14 protein-coding genes are annotated in these 19,566 nt (G+C 41.9%); 7 read left to right on the top strand and 7 right to left on the bottom strand.

From position 1 onward, the window contains the following. The coding region (locus tag LC605_RS22810; RefSeq protein WP_229549802.1) for a transglycosylase domain-containing protein at nucleotides 1-658 on the bottom strand (658 nt) is incomplete at its 3' end. A 735-nt stretch (nucleotides 659-1,393) separates the two neighbouring features. Between LC605_RS22810 and LC605_RS22805 the strand changes: the two genes are divergently transcribed. Then, entirely contained in the window at nucleotides 1,394-7,063 is a 5,670-nt protein-coding gene (locus LC605_RS22805) for an alpha-2-macroglobulin (protein WP_229549801.1), read from the top strand. A gap of 23 nt (nucleotides 7,064-7,086) precedes the next feature. On the opposite strand, the gene LC605_RS22800 is transcribed toward LC605_RS22805, so the two are convergent. Both LC605_RS22800 and LC605_RS22795 read right to left on the bottom strand, forming a co-directional pair. Continuing rightward, the gene (locus tag LC605_RS22800; protein ID WP_229549800.1) at nucleotides 7,087-7,314 is read right to left on the bottom strand and encodes a type II toxin-antitoxin system HicA family toxin; all 228 of its coding nucleotides are present in this window, start codon (nucleotides 7,312-7,314) and stop codon (nucleotides 7,087-7,089) included. After that, nucleotides 7,311-7,514 (bottom strand): type II toxin-antitoxin system HicB family antitoxin, encoded by a 204-nt coding sequence (locus LC605_RS22795; RefSeq protein ID WP_109007161.1) that lies wholly within the window; start codon nucleotides 7,512-7,514, stop codon nucleotides 7,311-7,313. The genes LC605_RS22800 and LC605_RS22795 overlap by 4 nt, the downstream gene beginning before the upstream one ends. Nucleotides 7,515-7,608: 94 nt before the next feature. Here LC605_RS22795 and LC605_RS22790 point away from each other — a divergent pair, with 94 nt between their 5' ends. Both LC605_RS22790 and LC605_RS22785 read left to right on the top strand, forming a co-directional pair. Further along, nucleotides 7,609-7,782 (top strand): hypothetical protein, encoded by a 174-nt coding sequence (locus LC605_RS22790; RefSeq protein ID WP_309143277.1) that lies wholly within the window; start codon nucleotides 7,609-7,611, stop codon nucleotides 7,780-7,782. Between the two features lie 112 nt (nucleotides 7,783-7,894). Beyond that, on the top strand, nucleotides 7,895-8,521 hold the full coding sequence (locus LC605_RS22785) for a Uma2 family endonuclease (protein ID WP_229549798.1): 627 nt from the start codon (nucleotides 7,895-7,897) through the stop codon (nucleotides 8,519-8,521). A 232-nt stretch (nucleotides 8,522-8,753) separates the two neighbouring features. Here LC605_RS22785 and cbiE read toward each other — a convergent pair whose 3' ends face one another. Both cbiE and topA read right to left on the bottom strand, forming a co-directional pair. Then, nucleotides 8,754-9,980: a precorrin-6y C5,15-methyltransferase (decarboxylating) subunit CbiE gene (gene cbiE, locus LC605_RS22780; protein ID WP_229549797.1), complete on the bottom strand. Its 1,227-nt coding sequence runs from the start codon at nucleotides 9,978-9,980 to the stop codon at nucleotides 8,754-8,756. Between the two features lie 164 nt (nucleotides 9,981-10,144). Next, a complete protein-coding gene (topA, locus tag LC605_RS22775; protein ID WP_229549796.1) occupies nucleotides 10,145-12,313 on the bottom strand; it encodes a type I DNA topoisomerase in 2,169 nt (722 codons plus the stop codon). A gap of 566 nt (nucleotides 12,314-12,879) precedes the next feature. On the opposite strand from topA, the gene LC605_RS22770 reads away from it, so the two are divergent. Further along, a complete protein-coding gene (locus tag LC605_RS22770) occupies nucleotides 12,880-13,356 on the top strand; it encodes a hypothetical protein (protein WP_229549795.1) in 477 nt (158 codons plus the stop codon). A gap of 107 nt (nucleotides 13,357-13,463) precedes the next feature. Continuing rightward, complete coding sequence (locus LC605_RS22765) at nucleotides 13,464-14,120, top strand: DUF1361 domain-containing protein (protein ID WP_229549794.1); 657 nt, start codon at nucleotides 13,464-13,466, stop codon at nucleotides 14,118-14,120. A 437-nt stretch (nucleotides 14,121-14,557) separates the two neighbouring features. Here LC605_RS22765 and LC605_RS22760 read toward each other — a convergent pair whose 3' ends face one another. Further along, nucleotides 14,558-16,894, bottom strand: a complete 2,337-nt coding sequence (locus LC605_RS22760) for a putative PEP-binding protein (protein WP_229549793.1) — start codon at nucleotides 16,892-16,894, stop codon at nucleotides 14,558-14,560. Between the two features lie 482 nt (nucleotides 16,895-17,376). On the opposite strand from LC605_RS22760, the gene LC605_RS22755 reads away from it, so the two are divergent. Further along, a complete protein-coding gene (locus LC605_RS22755) occupies nucleotides 17,377-17,844 on the top strand; it encodes an MgtC/SapB family protein (RefSeq protein WP_229549792.1) in 468 nt (155 codons plus the stop codon). 322 nt (nucleotides 17,845-18,166) lie between these two features. On the opposite strand, the gene recF is transcribed toward LC605_RS22755, so the two are convergent. Beyond that, entirely contained in the window at nucleotides 18,167-19,288 is a 1,122-nt protein-coding gene (recF, locus tag LC605_RS22750; RefSeq protein ID WP_229549791.1) for a DNA replication/repair protein RecF, read from the bottom strand. Nucleotides 19,289-19,324: 36 nt separating this feature from the next. Between recF and LC605_RS22745 the strand changes: the two genes are divergently transcribed. After that, nucleotides 19,325-19,513 (top strand): hypothetical protein, encoded by a 189-nt coding sequence (locus LC605_RS22745; protein ID WP_229549790.1) that lies wholly within the window; start codon nucleotides 19,325-19,327, stop codon nucleotides 19,511-19,513. Nucleotides 19,514-19,566 lie beyond the last annotated feature (53 nt).

Raw genomic sequence — 19,566 nt, 5'->3', positions numbered from 1 at the left:
GTTCCCAATGCTCATAAGGGTTAAAGTATGTGGGATTATTGGGAATAGCAGCTAACAAACTAGCTTGAGCAAGATTCAATTCACTAGCTGGGATGGAAAAATAAGTCTGTGCGGCTGCTTCCACACCATATATATTGCCTCCCATTGGCAGCCGATTGATATATGCACAGAGAATTTCATCTTTATTCATCCCTGCTGTTAACCGCCAAGATAGCCAAATCTCACTCAGTTTACCAGAGAAGCTGCGGGGCAGTGAATCTAACATCCGCGCCAACTGCATGGTAATGGTGGAAGCACCGGAAACAATCCTTTTCGCGTGGATGGCTTCTTTGGTGGCGCGGATAATAGCTTTCATATCCAACGCCCCATGATGGTAAAAGCTACCATCTTCGGCGGCTAAAATGGCATGGATAAACTGGGGCGAAACCTGATTTAGTGGTACTACTGATGTATGCTCTTGGTCACGGGTGAGTAGTGTTCCTAATGGTAAACCATTGCGATCGCTAAATTGCATTGCCAACTGATTTTGAGCAATATCTGCGGCACGAACAGGCGCAAAATAAGGTAGTAGGCGTACAAATAGACAGATTACCAGCACAGCCAGGATAACTTTGCTAGTGCGCTTCATCTTGAGTAGCGATCGTAAAATGAGTTTCATCAGGGAATTCCCTGCCCAAGAAAATCTACCTTAATTTTGACGCAGCCATTACATCTACATGAGGAAATATGTCAAATCCTTAATAATTAAATTTTACTCACTTAGCAAATGTCAATTAATGTTTGCAAAATTTCAATACTTCTTTATAGTTCAATACAGTTCAGTTAAGCATTTCCTCCTTCTCTTTCTCTCTTCTCTCTGTGTTCTCTGCGCCTCTGTGGTTCGTAAAAAAAAGAGTTTCAGCCCTTTTGTGAACCCTATTGCTTTATAGTTAAGAATTGTAGTTATTTTTTGGAACAATTATACGGAGTTAGTTATCAATGTAAATAAACATAGTTAAACCTCAAGCATGGGTACAAATAACTAGACATCTGGTGAAAAAGAATTGTTTTGACATTCCCAAATTAATCAAGTAATGCAAACTTTTATAGGACTTATGCAAAATAATGAAAAAACGAACCGCATAGACGCAAAGCGGCTTCCCGCAGGGTAGGGCGCAAAGGAATAAGAGTTTGAGAGAGTTATTTCCTAAGTCCTATTTTATTCGCTAAAATTTGTGAATTTTTAATTACTAAAAATATGATTATCAGAGTTTTACTCCATTCTCCCTATAAAATTCTCCATCTCTTCCTTTGCGTCCTTGGCGTCCTTGGCGGTTCGTTAAAAAAAATGGCACATTCCTCAAGACGCAAGAGAATAATACAGTTTCTTCTTCTATTTACATTCATACTAGTAATGACAGGGTGTAATTTATTTGGTATCAACTCAACCAAAGAACAACTCCCAGTAGTATCCCCACTCACACCACCAAAATTACCAGATTGGATTGAACAAATAAGTCCCATTGGGGATGCTAAACCCCTCAACCAAATCCGCATCCGTTTTCAAGAAGCTTTAATTCCAGTTGAAAGTCTTGACAGTCCAGAACAGCAAAAATTATTACAAAAATTTGCTATTTGGCCGCCTTTAGCCGGTCAATTTCGCTTTTTAACACCGCGCATGGTGGGATTTCAAGCTGATAAAGCATTGCCAATAGCAACAAGATTTCAAGTCACTCTCAAAGCAGGATTAGCCGATTTAAAAAATCATCGCTTAGATAAAGATTTACCTTGGACTTTCAATACTGAATCGATCAATTTAACTAATCTACCTGGTGTTAACCCCATTGAAAAAGCTGATATTGAACCAATTGATTTACAACAGAAGTTACAGTTTACTTCTAATGTCGAATTAGATTTAGCTTCTGTACAAGAACATTTACAACTAACTCCAGAAGGAAAGAATCAGGGTGTACGCTTCAAAGTCGAATTAAACAAAGAAGAAAAACCATTAAAAAATGAAGAAGACCCTTTAGAAAAATTTGACCCTTCGGTACGCAATTGGATTTATAACCTGATTCCCCAGCAAAATCTCGAAAAAGCAACTCGTTATCGCCTGGTATTTTCTCCTGGAATACGCCCTGCTTATGGCAATTTATCTACAGAGAAAGAAGTTTCAACTAAGTTAGCAACTTATTCGCCTTTGGCATTTCAGAATCTTAACTTTTACGGACAGCCAGATGCAGGGGGAACTTTTGGAAGATTTCTTAAAGGCAGTCCGCAGCTAGAATTTAATAATGTGTTACTGCCAGATTCAGCTAAAGAAAATATTACCATTAATCCAACACCAAAAGCCATTTCGAGAATTATCCAAATCAATGATCAAGACAAAATTGTCGGTATCAACCCTTACGCGCTAGAACCTGCCACAACTTATACAATTACTATCGGTGGAAATCTTAAAGATAAGTTTGGACAAACTTTGGGTAAACCTGTAACACTTAAATATGATACTGGAGATTTAGCCGGGGATATTTGGGTGCCGTCAGATTTGAATATTTTCCCCACAGGTAAAGATTTACAGCTAAATATTAGTACGGGAAATCTACCAGAATCTAAATATAAAGCAGCTTATCGAGTAGTTCAACCGACAGATTTAGTTTATTTTAATAATGGTAGTGATTTATTACCAAAACCTTCTGACTGGCAAAGCTTTAAGGTATCGGGTAAGAAAAATCAATCAGTTGATATTGCTGTTCCTCTGCGGGAAAAAATAAATGCGGCTACGGGGATGTTAGCTTATGGAGTGCAAGCCCGCACTAATAAATATCAGGAGAATGGTAAGGAACTCTGGCGAGAACCTACGACTTATGGCTTAGTTGAATTAACGAATTTGGGCGTATTTACTCAGTGGTTTCCTGAGTCAGGGTTAATTCGCGTTAATCATCTTACAGATGGTTCGCCTGTGAAAAATAGCGTGATTGAAATTTATCAATCAAAATTACAAGCAAAATCTCGCCCTGAACCAGTACCTTGTGCAACAGGTAAAACTGATGAAAATGGACTTTTGAGAATTGTTCGTGAAGGATTACAGCAATGTTATTCTGGGAATAAAAGCTTTAGTAAATCGCCAGAGTTATTAGTTATTGCCCGTGAAAATCAAGATTGGGCATTTGTGAGAACAGAAGAATATAGCGGTGTTTATGGCTACGGTATTGATGCAGGTTGGCAAGATGGTAAACCAGAATCACGCGGGGTAATCTTCTCAGATAGACAGTTATATCAACCAGGCGAAAAAGCTTGGTTCACTGGTTTTGCAGACTTTTTACAAAATGGTGCAATCCAGCAAGATAAAAATGCTGCTTACCAATTAACCTTGGTAAATCCTGATGGACAAAAGATCAATTTAGGTACGCAAACTACAAATGAATTTGGCACATTTTCCCTGGAATTGCCAATTAAGACTACTCAGCGCTTAGGCTACTATACAATTCAGGCTAAGGGGAAGAATGGGCAAGAAATTTCTGGAGACTTTCGGGTTGCTGAGTTTAAGCCACCTAACTTTAAGGTCGAACTCAATTTGAATAAAGAATTTGCTTTGATCGACGAGAAAGTTGATATTAATGCTAGCAGCAATTATTTGTTTGGCGCACCTGTAGAAGGTGGAGAAGCGAAATATTTTATTACTCGTCAACAGGCTAATTTTATTCCCAAAGGTTGGGAGGAATTCACTTTTGGGAGGCAATGGTTATGGCCGGAAGAAACCCCGACTATATCTAGTGATGTATTGCAAACTAATGCGCAGTTGGATGCTAATGGTAAAAGTAGTCAAACAGTGAACGTGGCTGATGATTTGCCATATCCCATGACTTACCGGGTAGATGTGGAAGTTGCAGATGTATCTAATCTATCAGTAGCCAATTCCAAAACTTTTACAGCCTTACCAAGTAATCGCCTTATCGGGTTAAAAAGTAATTTTATCGCTGATGCTGGTAAGGCTTTTCCTATTGAAGTGATTGTTACTGACCCTACAGGAAAACCAATAACAGGTCAACGGGTACGGCTGGAATTACAACAGATAAAATACAGCAGCGTCACGCAGTTAGTGGAAGGTAGCCGAACACCAAAAAATCAAGTCGAATATAAAACGGTAGGACAAGCAGAAATTACATCTGCGAGTAATCCCCAATCGGTAAATTTAACAGCAACCGAATCTGGTTCATACCGAATTAGAGTTAATTTTAGCGATGCAAAAAGCGAATTAAGTGCCACAGATTTACAAATTTGGGCAACTGGAGAAAATCCGGTATTTTGGGGTTCGAGAGAAAAAGATATGTTAGAAGTTAAGCTAGATAAAAAAGAGTTCAAAACAGGTGAAACGGCTACTGCACTCATTCAATCTCCCTATCCAGATGCAGAATTATACTTTGCTGTGATTAAAGACAAACCCCTTTATCAGCAAATGATCAAAGTTCAGGGAGGCGCACCACAAATTCAGTTTCAAGTTACGCCAGAAATGTTGCCAAATGCAGCCATCGAAGCTGTCTTAGTCAGACAAGGTAAACCCATAAATCAAGTGGAAGCTGGAAGTTTAGATAACTTGGTGAAGATTGGTTTTACACCTTTTAAAGTTAACTTAGAAGATAAGTATTTAAAACTGCAAGTTAAGCCAGTGCAAGCATCATTAGAACCTGGTGCAGAGGAAACAGTACAACTAGAATTGAAAGACAATCAAGGAAACCCCACCAAAGGACAGTTTACAGTCATGGTGGTAAATGAAGCGGTGTTACAACTTTCTGGTTATCGTCCACCAGATTTGGTAGATACAGTTTATGCAGAACAGACAATTTCTACCCGCTTTAGCGATAATCGCCCGGATGTTATATTACAACCACAAGATGTAGCTAAACCCAAAGGTTGGGGTTATGGCGGTGGTTTCTCAAGTAGTGCTGCAAATACTCGCACTCGCACCGATTTTCAAGCCTTAGCTTACTACAACGGTTCTGTTCTCAGCGATGCTAATGGTAATGCACAGATAACCTTTAAACTCCCGGATGACTTAACTACATGGCGAGTGATGGCTGTCGCTACCGATGGAAATCTACGTTTCGGGAATGGGGACGCAACGTTGATCACTACAAAGCCACTGCTAACTAATGCCATATTGCCACAGTTTGCCCGTCCAGGCGATCGCATCCTCGCTGGTTTATCTGTAACTAACAACACTGGAAACACAGGAAATCTCTCAATTAATGCCGAACTTCGCGGGACTGTGAAGTTTGCTGACAAAAATCCCACAGCGACTTCTTTGCAAACCAAAGCTGAATCTGCAACTCACGCTTATCGTTTTCCAATGGTCGCAGATAGTGTGGGAATTGGTAAAGTTCGCTTTACCACTCAGCTAAATAGTACAGCCGCAGATGCTTTTGAAATTCCTTTGGAAATTAAGCCAATTGAAATTACAGAACAAGTCGTTGAAACTGGTGTCACTGAAAAACAGGTGAAGATTCCCCTGAATGTCGATAAAAATACCTTCCCTGATGCGGGAGGTTTAGATATTCAGTTGGCGAGTACTTTGATAACGGAGATTCAAGCACCAGCCAAGCAGGTTTTAGAAGATGATGATTTACCGTTCACAGAACCTGCTGCAAGTCAGTTAATCATTGCTGCTAATCTGCAAACAATTGCCCAAAAATATGGTCAGAATTTTGCAGATTTTAATCCCAGACAACAAGCAAATCAAGCAATTGAACAATTACAAAAACTCCAAATAGCCGATGGGGGTTTTGCAGCTTTCCCAGGACAAGAAAAATCTGACCCTTGGGTTTCTTCCTATGGGAGTGAATCTTTGGCTAAAGCCAATCAGGTGTTCCCTAATTTAGTCGATTCTGCAATGCTATCTCGCCTCAAAGTTTATTTGCAAAAAGTTCTGGCGAACCCTGGGGAATATCAGTTTTGTAAACAACTACTATGTAAAAGACAACTGCAACTTCATGCTTTAATTGCCCTAGCAGAAATAGGTGAAAAGCGCAATACTTTCCTTGCAGATATTTATCAACAGCGCAATAACTTTGATGTAGTAACTCAAATTAAACTAGCGCGATACTTATCTCAATTCCCAGAATGGCAAGATGAATCTCAACAATTAGTGAATAAGCTGCAACAGGATATCTATGAAACTGGTCGCACAGCAGTTGTAAGTTTACCACGTAGTTGGGGATGGATGAGTTCATCTACCACGACGCAAGCGCAAGCTTTACGGTTGTTTATTGCCAAGCAGAGTAAACCTGAAGTTATAGATAAGTTATTCCAAAGTCTTCTGGCATTGCGACGGAATGGTACATGGGAAACTAACTATAACAATGCTCAAGCATTAACTGCTTTGATAGAATATAGCCAACTACAACCCACACCGCCTAATTTTGTAGCCACAGTGCAATTAGCTGGTAAAAAGTTAGGAGAAAATCGGTTTAATGGCTATCAAAATTCTAGTTTAAAACTAAATGTGCCGATGAATCAATTACCTCGTGGTCGTCATGATTTAACCCTGCAAAAATCAGGTAACGGGACTTTGCACTATCTGGTTAGTTATAATTATCGCTTGCAGGGCAATCAACCAGGGAGATTTAATGGATTACGCATAACACGAGAAATTAGTCAAGGAAATGAAGAGAAAGTTTTACAAAAAACAGGTCTTTATGCTTTCGATAAACCCTTGACTTTAGCCTCTGGACAGGTATTTGATATTGGTTTAGAAATCATCGCCGATCGCCCCGTGGATCATATAGTAATTAAAGATCCGCTACCAGCAGGTTTTGAGGCAGTGGATGCAAGCTTTCAAACTACCACAGCTGCATTACAAGCAAAAGCCGATAGCTGGGAACTTGGCTTTAGGAATGTGTACCGCGATCGCATTATCGCCTACTCCGACCACCTGGAACCAGGAGTTTATAGTCTCCACTACTTAGTCCGTTCTGTTACTCCTGGGACATTTTCTTGGCCTGGTGCCCAAGTTCACCTACAATATGCACCAGAAGAATTTGGGCGTACTGCTGAGTCTACATTAATATTGGAGGATGGAAAGTAATTATTTATGCCATCTTTCTTTGACTACAACAAATCTAAAAATCTTTCCAAGTCTATACGAGCCTGTTTTAAAATCTTGGCTAGGGTAGAACGCTTAACTGACCGATGAGCCGGAACAGTCAATTTCAAGACTTCATCCGGTATGCTTTTTTCCAATCTAATGTGACTACCTCGCTGGCGTACAACTATCCATCCATCCCGTTCTAAAGCAGCGATAATCTGAGTATAGGGTAAATTGGGAACTTTGCTCACAGTACCAATTCCCTGACAATTACGCCTTCTTGAGTAATCAATTCATCTTCCAATGGTTCAAGGTAAAGTTCTATTGCTTCTTGGATATTCTCTAATGCTTCTTCCACAGTTTCTCCTTCACTGATACAGCCAGGAAGTGAGGGAACATGGACGGTGTATCCGCCTTCGTCACTGGGTTCTAATACAACTTTAAGTTTCATAACTTGACAATGAACCTACTTTTCTATTTTTAATGATTTATGGCAATCACATTGTAATTAAAGTGCGAAGAATTGAAAGGAACGATGCCTACGCATTATCGCCTACGCCGGCCACTTGGAACCAGGAGTTTATAGTTTGCATTACTTAGTCCGTTCTGTTACCCCTGGTACATTTTCTTGGACTGGCGCCCAAGTTCACCTGCAATATGCACCAGAAGAATTTGGGCGATTGGCTGAGTCTACATTAATACTGGAGGATGGAAAGTAACTTGATCCTCCAATGGCTTTAGGTAAAGTTCTATTGCTTCTTGAATATTCTCTATTGAATAAAATGAAAACCAAACATGAACGCGAACAATTAAACTAGGACGTTAGCAACCATGACTCAAGCACTACAAAAGCTAGTTACATTCGATGAATTTGTGGAGTTTTTACAAGCTCAAAAAGACAATATTCGCTACGAATTGTATGATGGAGACATTATTCAAATGCCTTTACCGACAGGTGAACATGAGGAGATTATCGCGTTTTTAGTAAAAGTTCTAATGGTTGAATGCAACCGTCTTAAAGTTAATTACGGCATTCCAAAAACAGTCTTAGTAAAACCTGTAAGTGAAAAATCGGGTTATTTTCCAGATATTCCTTTATTGAATTTAACCAATTTAGTAAATGAACCACAATGGAAAAAAGAATCAACTGTCAGTAACCCTGATTCAATACCATTAGTGATTGAAGTAGTTAGTACTAACTGGCGTGATGATTATCACAAAAAGTTTGCCGATTATGAAGAAATGGGTATTAAAGAATATTGGATTGTAGATTATGCTGCTTTGGGTAGTAAGCTATTGATAGGCGACCCCAAACAGCCAACACTCACAATTTACTCTTTAAATAATGAGGGTGAATATCGTAGCAAACAATTTAGAGGTACAGACCGCATAGAATCGCCCACATTTCCAGAATTAAATTTAACTGCTCAACAGATTTTTCAAGCAAATAATCTATGACCTAATACAGTTCAGTTAAGGCTAAAACTCTTTGCCAAAGTCAATTTTTTTAACGAACCGCAAACGCGAGTGCGTCTCCCCTTCTCCCAAAGGGAGAGGCTAGCGCCAAGGGAGAAGGACGCCAACGCGAGTGCGTCTCGTAAGAGTTGGACGCAAAGAAAGAGAAGAAAGAAATGCTTAACCCAAGCGTATTGAGCTATAACCAAATTACAAAAGCGATCGCACCCATACATTAACCATTGAGTTTTTCAGACTTCACAACTACCCATTGTGTCACCGATGCCATTGCTCGCCAGCCAAAAAATTTACCAATAGGTTCAGCCCGTTGAATGGCAATACGAGTTAAATCACCACCGACTCGTTCATGCCATTGAAATAAAGTTTGCTCACCCTCTACCGTCACGACATTTGCCACCAAACGCCCACCCGATCGCAGTGCTTCCCAGCAAACATCAAAAAGTCCCGTTGCTGTTACTCCACCACCAATAAAAATGGCATCTGGTGTAGGCAAATCTTTCAGGGCATGGGGTGCTTTACCTTCAATGATTTGCAGATTGGGAGTACCGAGAGTGGCAGCATTATCGGCAATATATAGTAGTCTAGAAGAATTTTGTTCGATCGCGATCGCCCGACACCGAGGATGACTCCGCATCCATTCAATAGAAATTGAGCCACAACCCGCACCCACATCCCACAATAATTCTCCCGGTGTGGGTGCTAAAGCTGCCAGAGTAATTGCCCTAACTTCACGCTTCGTTAACTGTCCATCGTGGTTATACGCGCTATCTGGTAATCCTGGTAATCTTGGTAAAGAAATAACCCCAGCATCGGCAATACAATCAACTGCGATCGCATTTAAAGCCGCAATTTCAGTTTCACTCCAAGATGCAGCCGTACCTTCCACAATTCTTTCATGAGCGCCACCCATACGCTCCAATACGGTGATTTGGCTGCCACCATAGCCGTGATTTGTCAAAATTTCGGCAACAATGGCGGGTGTGTCCTTCCCTTCACTCAAAATCAACAGCCGCGCTTTGGGATAAATGTAAGACTGGAGTAGCGAGGATGGACGACCATTTAAACTCAAGGTTTCCACCTCAGTTAAAGACCATCCAACTCTGGCGCAGGCGAGGCTGAAGGTTGAAGGTGCGGGGATAATGGTCATTTCAGAGAGGGGAATTCGTCCCATTAAGGTGACACCAATGCCATAACACATCGGATCGCCGCTTGCTAGTATGCAGATTGATTCGCCGCGACGCTGGATAATTTCCTCAACTGAAGTGCTAATGGGAGATGTCCAGACTAGTTTCTCACGTTGGTCATCTGTAGGGAGCATTGCTAAATGGCGATCGCCTCCCACAATTACTTTAGCTTGATCAACTAGAGAACGAGCGATCGCGCTTAACCCCTGTAATCCATCTTCTCCAATGCCGACGATCGAAAGCCATTTCTCTGTCATCTCAAACCCTTATAAGTAGGTTGGCGCAATTAAAGTTAACTGGCTAAGGCTGTCCTAAGTCAATTGGTCATTTGTCATTAGTAAAGGTTTTAAGCTTATTTACGTTTCTTAACATACTTGACTTTTGTGGCACTAACGTACTTACTGCGGTCAATATGCTTTAGTTAAGTTTTTGATATCTCCCCAAACTTAGGACTCCACCACCCTTTTTGCGTACTGAAATAAGCCACATCTTGATGTTTGGTGTCTTTACCCGATTGTGAGTAACTACATCGCAACATTGTCTTGCTCTGACCATCTTTGATGTAACTGTACTCCTCTAGAGGTTTCTTACATACTGGGCAGGGATATGCCGTCATCTTCACGGGAGGCTTTTGTTGATTTTCAGGCTGAACTGCTTTCGTTCTTGGTGGCTGCCAAGTTTTATTAAAGTCACTCCAAAACAGCACGACATTTTCACAACCTTTTGTGCATTTTAAAAAATATTTCTTTTTGACCTTACTACTCGGAATTTTGGCGAGAAAATTGTTGCATTCAGGGCATCGCGTTTTGGAAGTTTCATATTTGCGCTCAGTTATCACATTAGCTTTACCTGTTGGGCAACTGGCAACTACAGTTTTAGCTTTGGAAAGCGCTGGTAGAAAGTAATTCTGATTCCAACTAGTTAAATAATGCTGCCAAGAGTTTTTTCCTTCGGAAATTGCATCAAGAGCATCTTCCATTTTCGCTGTGAATTCTGCCTCTAATAAATCAGGCAGTGCTTTGAGCAAAAACGCATCAACTTCTAACCCTAACGCTGTCGGTTGCAGATGGTCTTTTTTCAACTCGACATAGTTTCGTTTTTTTAAAGTAGCAACAGTCGGAGCATAAGTACTTGGGCGACCAATTCCTTTACGTTCCATCAGTTGCACTAATTTGGGTTCGCTATAACGGGGTGGTGGCTGCGTCTGCTTCTTTTCATGTCCAGCATTCTCCAGTTTCAATGCTTGTCCCTGTTGTAATGAAGGTAAAACACTATCCTTGCTGAGATTGTTCCAGTACCGGGCATAACCGTAAAATTCAATTACTTGCCCTCTCGCTGACCACAGTAAGGAACCAGACTGAGTAATCACCAAAGTTTTACGCAATTGAGCAGCACGACACCCAGAGGCAATTGACCGTTTCCAAATCATCACGTACAGATTAAACTCATCATCAGGAAGTTCAGAACGCAATTGAACTGAGGGACGAAATACATCTGTTGGACGAATCGCTTCATGTGCTTCTTGAGCCGATTTGCTACTACGATGCTTGGCAACTTGCGGCGGTACATTCTGCGGATCATTTTGCTCCAACCATTTACGGGCGCTGGCACAAAATTCTAGACTCAGCATCACTGAGTCTGTTCGCATATATGTGATTAACCCTGCCTCATAGAGCTTTTGGGCGACAATCATGGTTTTGTCGGGAGCAAACCTCAACTTGGAACCGGCTGCTTGCTGAAGACTGGAGGTTGTAAATGGTGGAGGTGGCTGGCGGTTAACGATTTTTCCTTCAAAATGAATCACCTGATGAGGATGTCGCCGTGCTTCTTCAACTAAACGTGTAGCCTCTGCTTCGGAAAGAACGCGCTTAGACTCTGGTGTTTCTGTGCTATTACCCACCTTGGCATCATCATTAGTTTCAGTTTCTTGCTCTGGTGCATCTTTTGCAGAATCGACCGTCCCTTTGTAAAAAGCCCGAAATCCTTCAGCATAATCTACCCAGACACTCCAGTAATCTTGGGGTACAAAAACCAGAATTTCGTTTTCTCGCTGACAAATCAAATGCAACGTGGCGCTTTGGACTCTGCCAACACTCTTAGCGCCATTATTCAATGCCCAAACTAAAGGGCTACCCTTATAACCCACCAACTTATCTAGGCAATCTCGGCACAATCCAGCACCAATCAAATTTTGGTCTAGCTTTCTAGGATTAGCGATCGCACTCTGCACCGCAGATGGTGTAATTTCAGTATAAATTACTCGTTTCGGTTCCCTGAGACCTAGGGTTTCTTTCAGATGCCAAGCGATTGTCTCACCTTCCCGGTCTGGGTCAGTTGCTAAGACAACTTCATCAACCTCCCTAACCGCAGACTTTAACTTCTGGATTGTTTCTTTCGCTCGTTGGTCACGTGGGACGTAATTGCACCGGACATTACTGCCGTCCATGACGAAGCCCAAGGAATCGTCCCCTTCATTGCTGAGTTCTCGAATGTGACCACAACTGGCTAGAACTTTCCAATCCGAACCCAGAATTTGACTGAGTTTTTTAACTTTTCCGGGAGATTCTACCACAAGGAGCCGTTTGATCATAGCAGCTGCATTCTAGATTTTGAGCAATAAACTGGCAATTGCAATGAGCGTTCGCCTATTCTTGTTATGTGGATTTTCTAGAATACTCTACCAAAAAGCTTGGCAAATTGCTGAACTCAGTTGATTTGCGATCGCACTACAAAGTTAAGTTAAGTTGAAATCATCTTAGGACTTACACAATAACCCTCTGAAACTCTTATTCCTTTGTGTCCTTTGCGCCCTACCCTGGGGGAAGCCGCTTTGCGTCTATGCGGTTCGTTTTTTCATTATTTTGCGTAAGTCCTAATTATTTTAGACATCTGGTGAAATTAAATATGCGTTACCCAAAACCCTTGTAGAGACGTAGCAGTGCTACGTCTCTACATTTTTTTCACTCCTATGTCTAATGGGTAAGCAAGTTCGTAGTCAGGACTTTAGTCCTTATTTTCTAAGCACGCTTTCTGCTTACTACAAACCTTCAAGACTTATCAAGCGATCATTCCCTTTTCGACATTATCTGTGTCACTTGTGTAAGTCCTGATAATATTGGATACGATATTCTCGATTTTATTGCTCTTGGGGTGTTCATGTTTGTTTCACATAAATATACTGTTATTGCTCCTGTTACCTTGGGCATTGCTTTGTTCATTACTAGTTGCAGCCAAACTAAAGTTTCCCAGTGCCAGCAATTGGTTCGAGTTGTGAATGAAGGAACATCACTGATTGAGAAAAATAAAGGAACGCAAGTGATAACCAGTATCCAACTCTCTAAAGATTTAGAATTTGTGACTAAATCGATTAAGGAACTGAATTTAACAGATCCGACGCTGCAAGAATTTCAAAGCGGTTTTGTGAAGATTTTTCAGAATCTTAGTCAAGCGATCGCTAAGGCTGGTAGGGCGCTTGGTGTGACCAAGACAGCACAAGCCTCGGTATCTGGTAGAGAAAGAATTCAAAAGGCTAGAACCGAAATTGATTCAACACTGACAGCCGCTGAAACTATTGGCAAGCAGTCAGATACCTTAGTGAACAAAATGAATAAGTATTGTAGCAAGCGAGAATAATCTAATTTGCAAAATTGGGCAATGTTGGCGTAGCCTCTTGTAGAGAGGTTAATATTAACACTACACAGTAAGTCTAGATCAATCAAAGATCTTCTGAGTTAGCATCTATGAAAGAAGAATTGATAGCCAGAGTTGTGCAGGTCTTGCAAATTAATATGAAGTGGATGACTTGGAATTTATTCCTGGCTTTTATACCTTTAGCTTTGAGTGTATGGCTATTTCGCTTTCGGCGTGGTACCTCTTGGCTTTGGTGGTTAGGATTCTTAGTTTTTTATGCGTTCTTACCAAATGCACCATATTTGTTGACTGATGTAATTCACCTGATAGATGATATCCGCACTATCCAATCGGTGTGGATGATTACTTTGGTACTCATTCCTGTATATTTGTTAGTAATTCTCAGTGGATTTGAAGCTTATGTAATATCGTTAATTAATTGGGGATACTACTTACATCGCATTGGCAAGAGCCAATGGATTTGGCGAGTTGAGTTGATTACTCATTTTTTGTGTGCTATTGGTGTATATTGGGGGCGGTTTTTGCGTTTCAACAGTTGGGATTTTATTACTCAACCCGATGCCGTACTTACCAAAGGAATAGAAGAAATTCTTGGGAAACAACCCCTGGTAATTATTGCTATCACCTTTGTGATACTTGCAGGTTTGTACTGGATTATGAAACGAGTCACTTTAGGTCTTAGCCAAACAAATAGCAAAATAGGGATAAACTCAGGAAGCCCAAACTCTGACACACCAAACATTTGATTTCTGCAAGCCGCACACTCGTGACTAGAAGTCATGGGAGGTTCAAGAATATTGCCTATCAAAAGAAAGATGCAACTAAAGCCAATCTTCAAAGCCCCTCTGTGCTTCGGAGAGGGGTTTGGGGAGAGGTCTGCCGACTTGTGTATACACGGTAGCGATAAATTGGAGAGTTGGGGGGATAAATCATTGGTGTCAACTTAAGTCAGAAAGCTGATTCCACAGTCATTTTACCCCACCTCTCAGTCCCGTCCCCGTTCACGGGGACGGGAGGTTTTGGCTTTAGACAAAACCGGGGTGGGGTGTTAGGGACTTTTGCAAGAGGTCTACTCTACGAATTCTCGGCGCTCTTCTCTTCTTACGCTGCGCGTTGGCGTCAGCCTAAGAAGAGAAAGCGGTTCGATAAATTAAGCTTTTTAGGAATTTTTGCGTAAGTCCTGCTAATGAATTTTGTGTCGTGCTGCTGCTAAAATTATGCGTTGTTCAGCACGAGCGATCGCTTGATATGTTCTCTCTACTGCTTCCGGTTCAACGGAAATGGAAGTTATACCCCATTCCACTAACCGATCAATAATTTCCGGATAGAGGGCTGGTGCTTGACCACAGATTGAACAAGGGATACCAGCACTTTGAGCCATCTGGATCAGTTGAGCGATCGCACTCATAACTGCTGGATGACGTTCATTAAATACTTTTACTAGCTCTCCTTGTTCTCGATCCACTCCGAGCAATAATTGGGTCAGGTCATTTGTACCAATAGAAATTCCAGCTGCACCTGCTTTGACATATTCTGGCAGTAAAAATAGGACGCTTGGCACTTCTGCCATCATCCACAATTGAAACTGCGCTACCTCGGTTAAAAGAGCTTGTTCAACTTGGCGACGGCAAAAGATAAATTCTTCTACAGTCCGCACAAAAGGTAACAGTAAGTTGATGTTGGTGTAGCCAGCTTGCTGTACATTCTTTAAAGCTTGCAGTTCTAGTTGAAATACTGCGGGATTTCGTAAATAGCTAAAGGTGCCGCGTTCACCTAACATCGACTGTGGCGAAGATTCTAAACTATCACTCAATGATGGTAAATCCGGCGATCGCCAATCTAAAGAACGATAAAAAACTGGTCTTGGTACAAAAGCACGTGCAAAGTGCATAATCTGCTCAGTCCATAGCTCTAATAATTCTGCCTGTCGCCCGCCTAAAATCCAACTATTGGGATGTTGCCCGTCTAATATATTTAGTACCATCAATTCTGAGCGCAACAATCCCACCCCATCCACAGGCAAACTTTGTACTTGTTCTATTAAAGTAGACTGACTCAAGTTAACCAGCAGTTGAGTAGCAATCATAGGTAAATGAGACGTAACGGCAGGATGGGGCAGTTTCGGGTTAGGGCGATGGGGGAAAAAAAGATTTTCTTCTCTTCCTCTCTCCGATTCCTCCTTTGAGTCTCCTTGGATCCGATAAACTTCTCCTCTGTCGCCATCAAGCAGCAGTCGTTCGCCAGTTTGGATTAAAGTTGTGGCAGATGTTGCGTTGACTACTGCTGTGATACCTAATTCTCTAGCAAGAATTGCTGCGTGGCTAGTTAATCCCCCATGTTCTGTGATAATACCACCAACTTGTTGCAGTAATGGCAACCAATCAGGTGTAATCGTTGGTACTACTAAAATCACTCCCTTGGGTATTTCTTCGGGTTTTTGTTGCGGATTCATAATTACCAGGGCAGTGGCTACAACACGTCCCCCTGCTGCCCCTAATCCCCGAATAAAGTGTATGTGGGGAGTTGATTGGGAAGAACTGATTTGTGTGATCTGGAGCTTACCAGATGTGGTTTGTTGAGTGAGAGTCCATTTAATGGTAAAGGTTTTACCTAGTTCACTCACCAGTTGACTTCCCAGAGCAATTATTTGTTGTAAGTATTCTTTTTCTAAAGCGTACTGTTTTTGTTGGGCTTCCTGAAGTATGTAGGTAATCAGACAAGTGTGATCTGGTGTTAGCACGGATTTGGGCACGGGTTGCAAAAAAGCTCCATGATCAACACCATAAGCCAGCATTTTATTGCCCAGATGTTGCTCAAGCACAACTTCAGTTTCCGGTTGAATGTAGTAGACATCTGGTTGTACTTCGCCAAGAGCGATCGCAATTCCTAATCCCCAAGTAGCTTCAATTTCCCACCGAGAAGAGTTGGCTGTGAGCAAGCCACTGGCGATCGCATTTTCAACCGGTTGCACCAAAACTGCGAGATTAATTTGTTGCAGATTAATCCCTGAGTGCTGCCAATATAATAAACTTCTGGCACGAAATATCTGGCTCCAGGTACGCTTTAAGCCCAGTGCGATCGCTTCGGGTTCGCACTGGCAAAATACCGACTCCAGCAACCCAGATATATTCTTCGTGCTTGGGGTAGGATTGGATATTGCCAAGGTAGGTCGAAAAATTAAACAGCCAATTTGCCATTCTCTAGCTGCTTGGAAAATTGTACTCACCCACTGCTCAGGTACAGTTGCAGTCAGAATTTCCTGGCGCAAGCGACCAGCCACCTGCTGAAGTTGACGCCAATTAGTGACATCCAGGTGTAAGGAAGAATGGGGTAAGTCAGCCACTAATGACTCTGAACTGTTGAGATTTTCGAGAAATTGCCGCAAAATTTCTGCCGAAACTACAAAACCAGGCACCACCGGATAGCCAAGCTGCATGATTCTACTTAAGTAAAACGCTTTGTCACCTACTTTCGCCCGGTCTTGTAGTTTAATTTGGTCTAGCCAGTAGAGTTTATCCACTCAATTTGTTAGTTGAAAGCATCTTTATTTCAATCCCCTAGATTTATCTATGAGGTCACTCAGCACGCCCATTCGCAATTACGTTTTGTAACGGGAATTTAGCTTAGGCTTCAATTCGTGCTGCCCTTGTTAGGCAGGGGAATTAAACCCCCAAACTTTGTTAATTCTTTGAGCGAGTTGTACATGGCGGTACTATATTTAATTATTGAGTGTATGGGTTCAATCTAGCAATTTCAGGTAGAATTCTCTAATTCAGCCATTTTGAATAGCTCAAAAATTATTTAATCAAATTAAAAGTCACGTTGTTTGCCCAATCACAATGCAAACTTTGATTTACTGACTAGAATAATATCTTACTGAAAATTAATTTTCACCATAGAAAACACTAATTTCCCGCAGAAAAGATTAAAATAGTTTTGTACCAATTTTATAAAAAAATTAGCAGTTAACCTAGTATATATAATTTTTCATCAGACTAAGCATTGCCAAACACTTACTACCTTGCAACAAATGATTGGCTGAATATCAGCTTCCGGCTATGTATTGCATTGCTTGTTGGAGCAATTATCGGCTTGGAACGCCAAATTAGGCATAAACCAGCCGGTTTAAGAACTCATATGCTGGTGAGTTTAGGTTCAGCCATGTTTATCTTGATAATCATGCAAACAGGAGGACAGCAGACCAGTGCTGATGCACTTAGCCGTGTGATTCAGGGGATTGCAGCTGGTGTAGGATTCCTCGGTGCTGGAGAAATTGTGCGCCAATCTTCTCAAGAATCACAGCGACTTGAAATTCACGGACTCACCTCAGCAGCAGCTATTTGGGTTTCGGCTGCATTGGGATCTGCTGCTGGCTCTGGTTTATGGCAGTTAGGATTAATCGGTTCTTTGCTGACTTTTTTAGTTCTCAACGTTTTTAAAAGGTTAGAAAAACATCATAATAGTTCATAATGACGACATTATCCTAATATCAAACAGAGTTTAGGAGTCAAAATTCAGGATGTTTTTGTTAATTTTATACCCAAGAAAAACTAAGAGGTTGTTTGAAAAGTATTGGGCGAATAGAATTCGCTACTACACTAGCGTTGTCCACCTCCGTGGACTAAGTACAGCTTTGCGTAAAATCTTGGCCAATTGAGGGTTTAAATTTAAACGCAGAGGGGCGCAAAGGGAAGCGCATAGGCGCTTCTCTACGAGACGCTACGCGAACGCCTTCCCGCAGGGTAGGAACGCAGAGAGAATTCGCTACGAATTTATGAAATATTGTACTAAGTTACGGTCGAATTAATTCTCCTGCTTTCACTAAAAGAATTTGTGAGGATTTCAGCCATTGGGAATCGAAAGAACCCAAATGAGTAGTAGTAATCACGGTTTGAAAGCGGTCTTGAATGGCATTAAGCAATTGATTTTGACGGGATAAATCTAGTTCGGCAAGAACATCATCAAGTAATAGCAATGGTGGCTCTTTGACGACTTCTTCTATTAATTGTAACTCTGCTAATTTTAACGCTAGAACTAGTGTTCGTTGTTGACCTTGAGAACCGTATTGACGAGCGGGTGTCTGGTTAATGGTTAATTCTACTTCGTCGCGATGGGGGCCGACAAGGGTAGTGCCTTGGTGCATTTGGGCAACAGCTCGCTGCTGGATTTTTGCGAAAAAAGCTTGCTGCACTTCTTCTGGATGGTTATCCTCTAAAGGAATATTAGGCAAGTAATTGATTTGCAAAACTTCTGTACTACCGCTAATACTGGCGTGCCAAGCACTAGCAATGGGAGCTAATCTTTGTATGGCGCGATCGCGTCGTCTAATTACCCTGGTTCCTGTGGTCGCTAACTGTGCATCCCACACCGCCAGTTCTGAGTGCAAAGATATTGCATCCAACGTCTCTACATGGCGTTTTAAAAAAGCATTGCGCTGCCGTAACACATGGTTATACTGCTGCAAAATATGAGCATAAACTGGTTCAAGTTGAATTAAAAGTGTATCTAACCAGTTGCGGCGACCTTCCGGGTTGCCGCGTACTAGTTCTAAATCCAGGCTGGAAAATTGAACTGCATTGAGAACGCCGAGAAAGTCCATTTGACGGCGGATGGATTCACCATTGACAGCAACACTACGGCGACCATTCCGGCGGAGGGTTAAGGTAAGGTCACTAACACCTGTTTGTCGCTCAAGGGTGGCATTAATTTGGGCTATGGCTTCCCCTTCTTGAACCAAATCGCGATCGCGGGCCATTCGGTGCGATCGCAATGTCGCCAGCAACTCCACCGCCTCTAATAAATTCGACTTTCCCTGAGCGTTATTACCTACCAAAATTGTTTTGGCAGCAGTAAACTCAACCTTCTGGTCTTGATAATTGCGAAATTGTCGAAGGTTTAGAGTTTTTAAGTACATGGTGGGAAAGATGAGGGAGTGGGGGGAGATGGGGGAGTGGGGGGAGTAGGGGGAGTGGGGGGAGTAGGGGGAGTGGGGGGAGTAGGGGGAGTGGGGGGAGTAGGGGGAGATGAGGGAGTGGGGGGAGTAGGGGGAGATGAAAAAGCAAGCAATTATTATTCCCCCTCATCCCCCCCATCCCCCCCCTCCCCCCCATCCCCCTCCTCGGAAGAGCACACCGCTTAACTCCAGGCACCATCAAGTAAATCGTATGCCGCCCTCTGCTTTGAAAAAAAAAA

It is taken from the genome of Nostoc sp. CHAB 5836, assembly GCF_020829445.1.
In the GTDB taxonomy this organism is placed as follows: Bacteria; Cyanobacteriota; Cyanobacteriia; order Cyanobacteriales; family Nostocaceae; genus Nostoc.
Note: the sequence above shows the minus strand (reverse complement) of the source record. Positions and strands in the feature narration are given on the sequence as shown.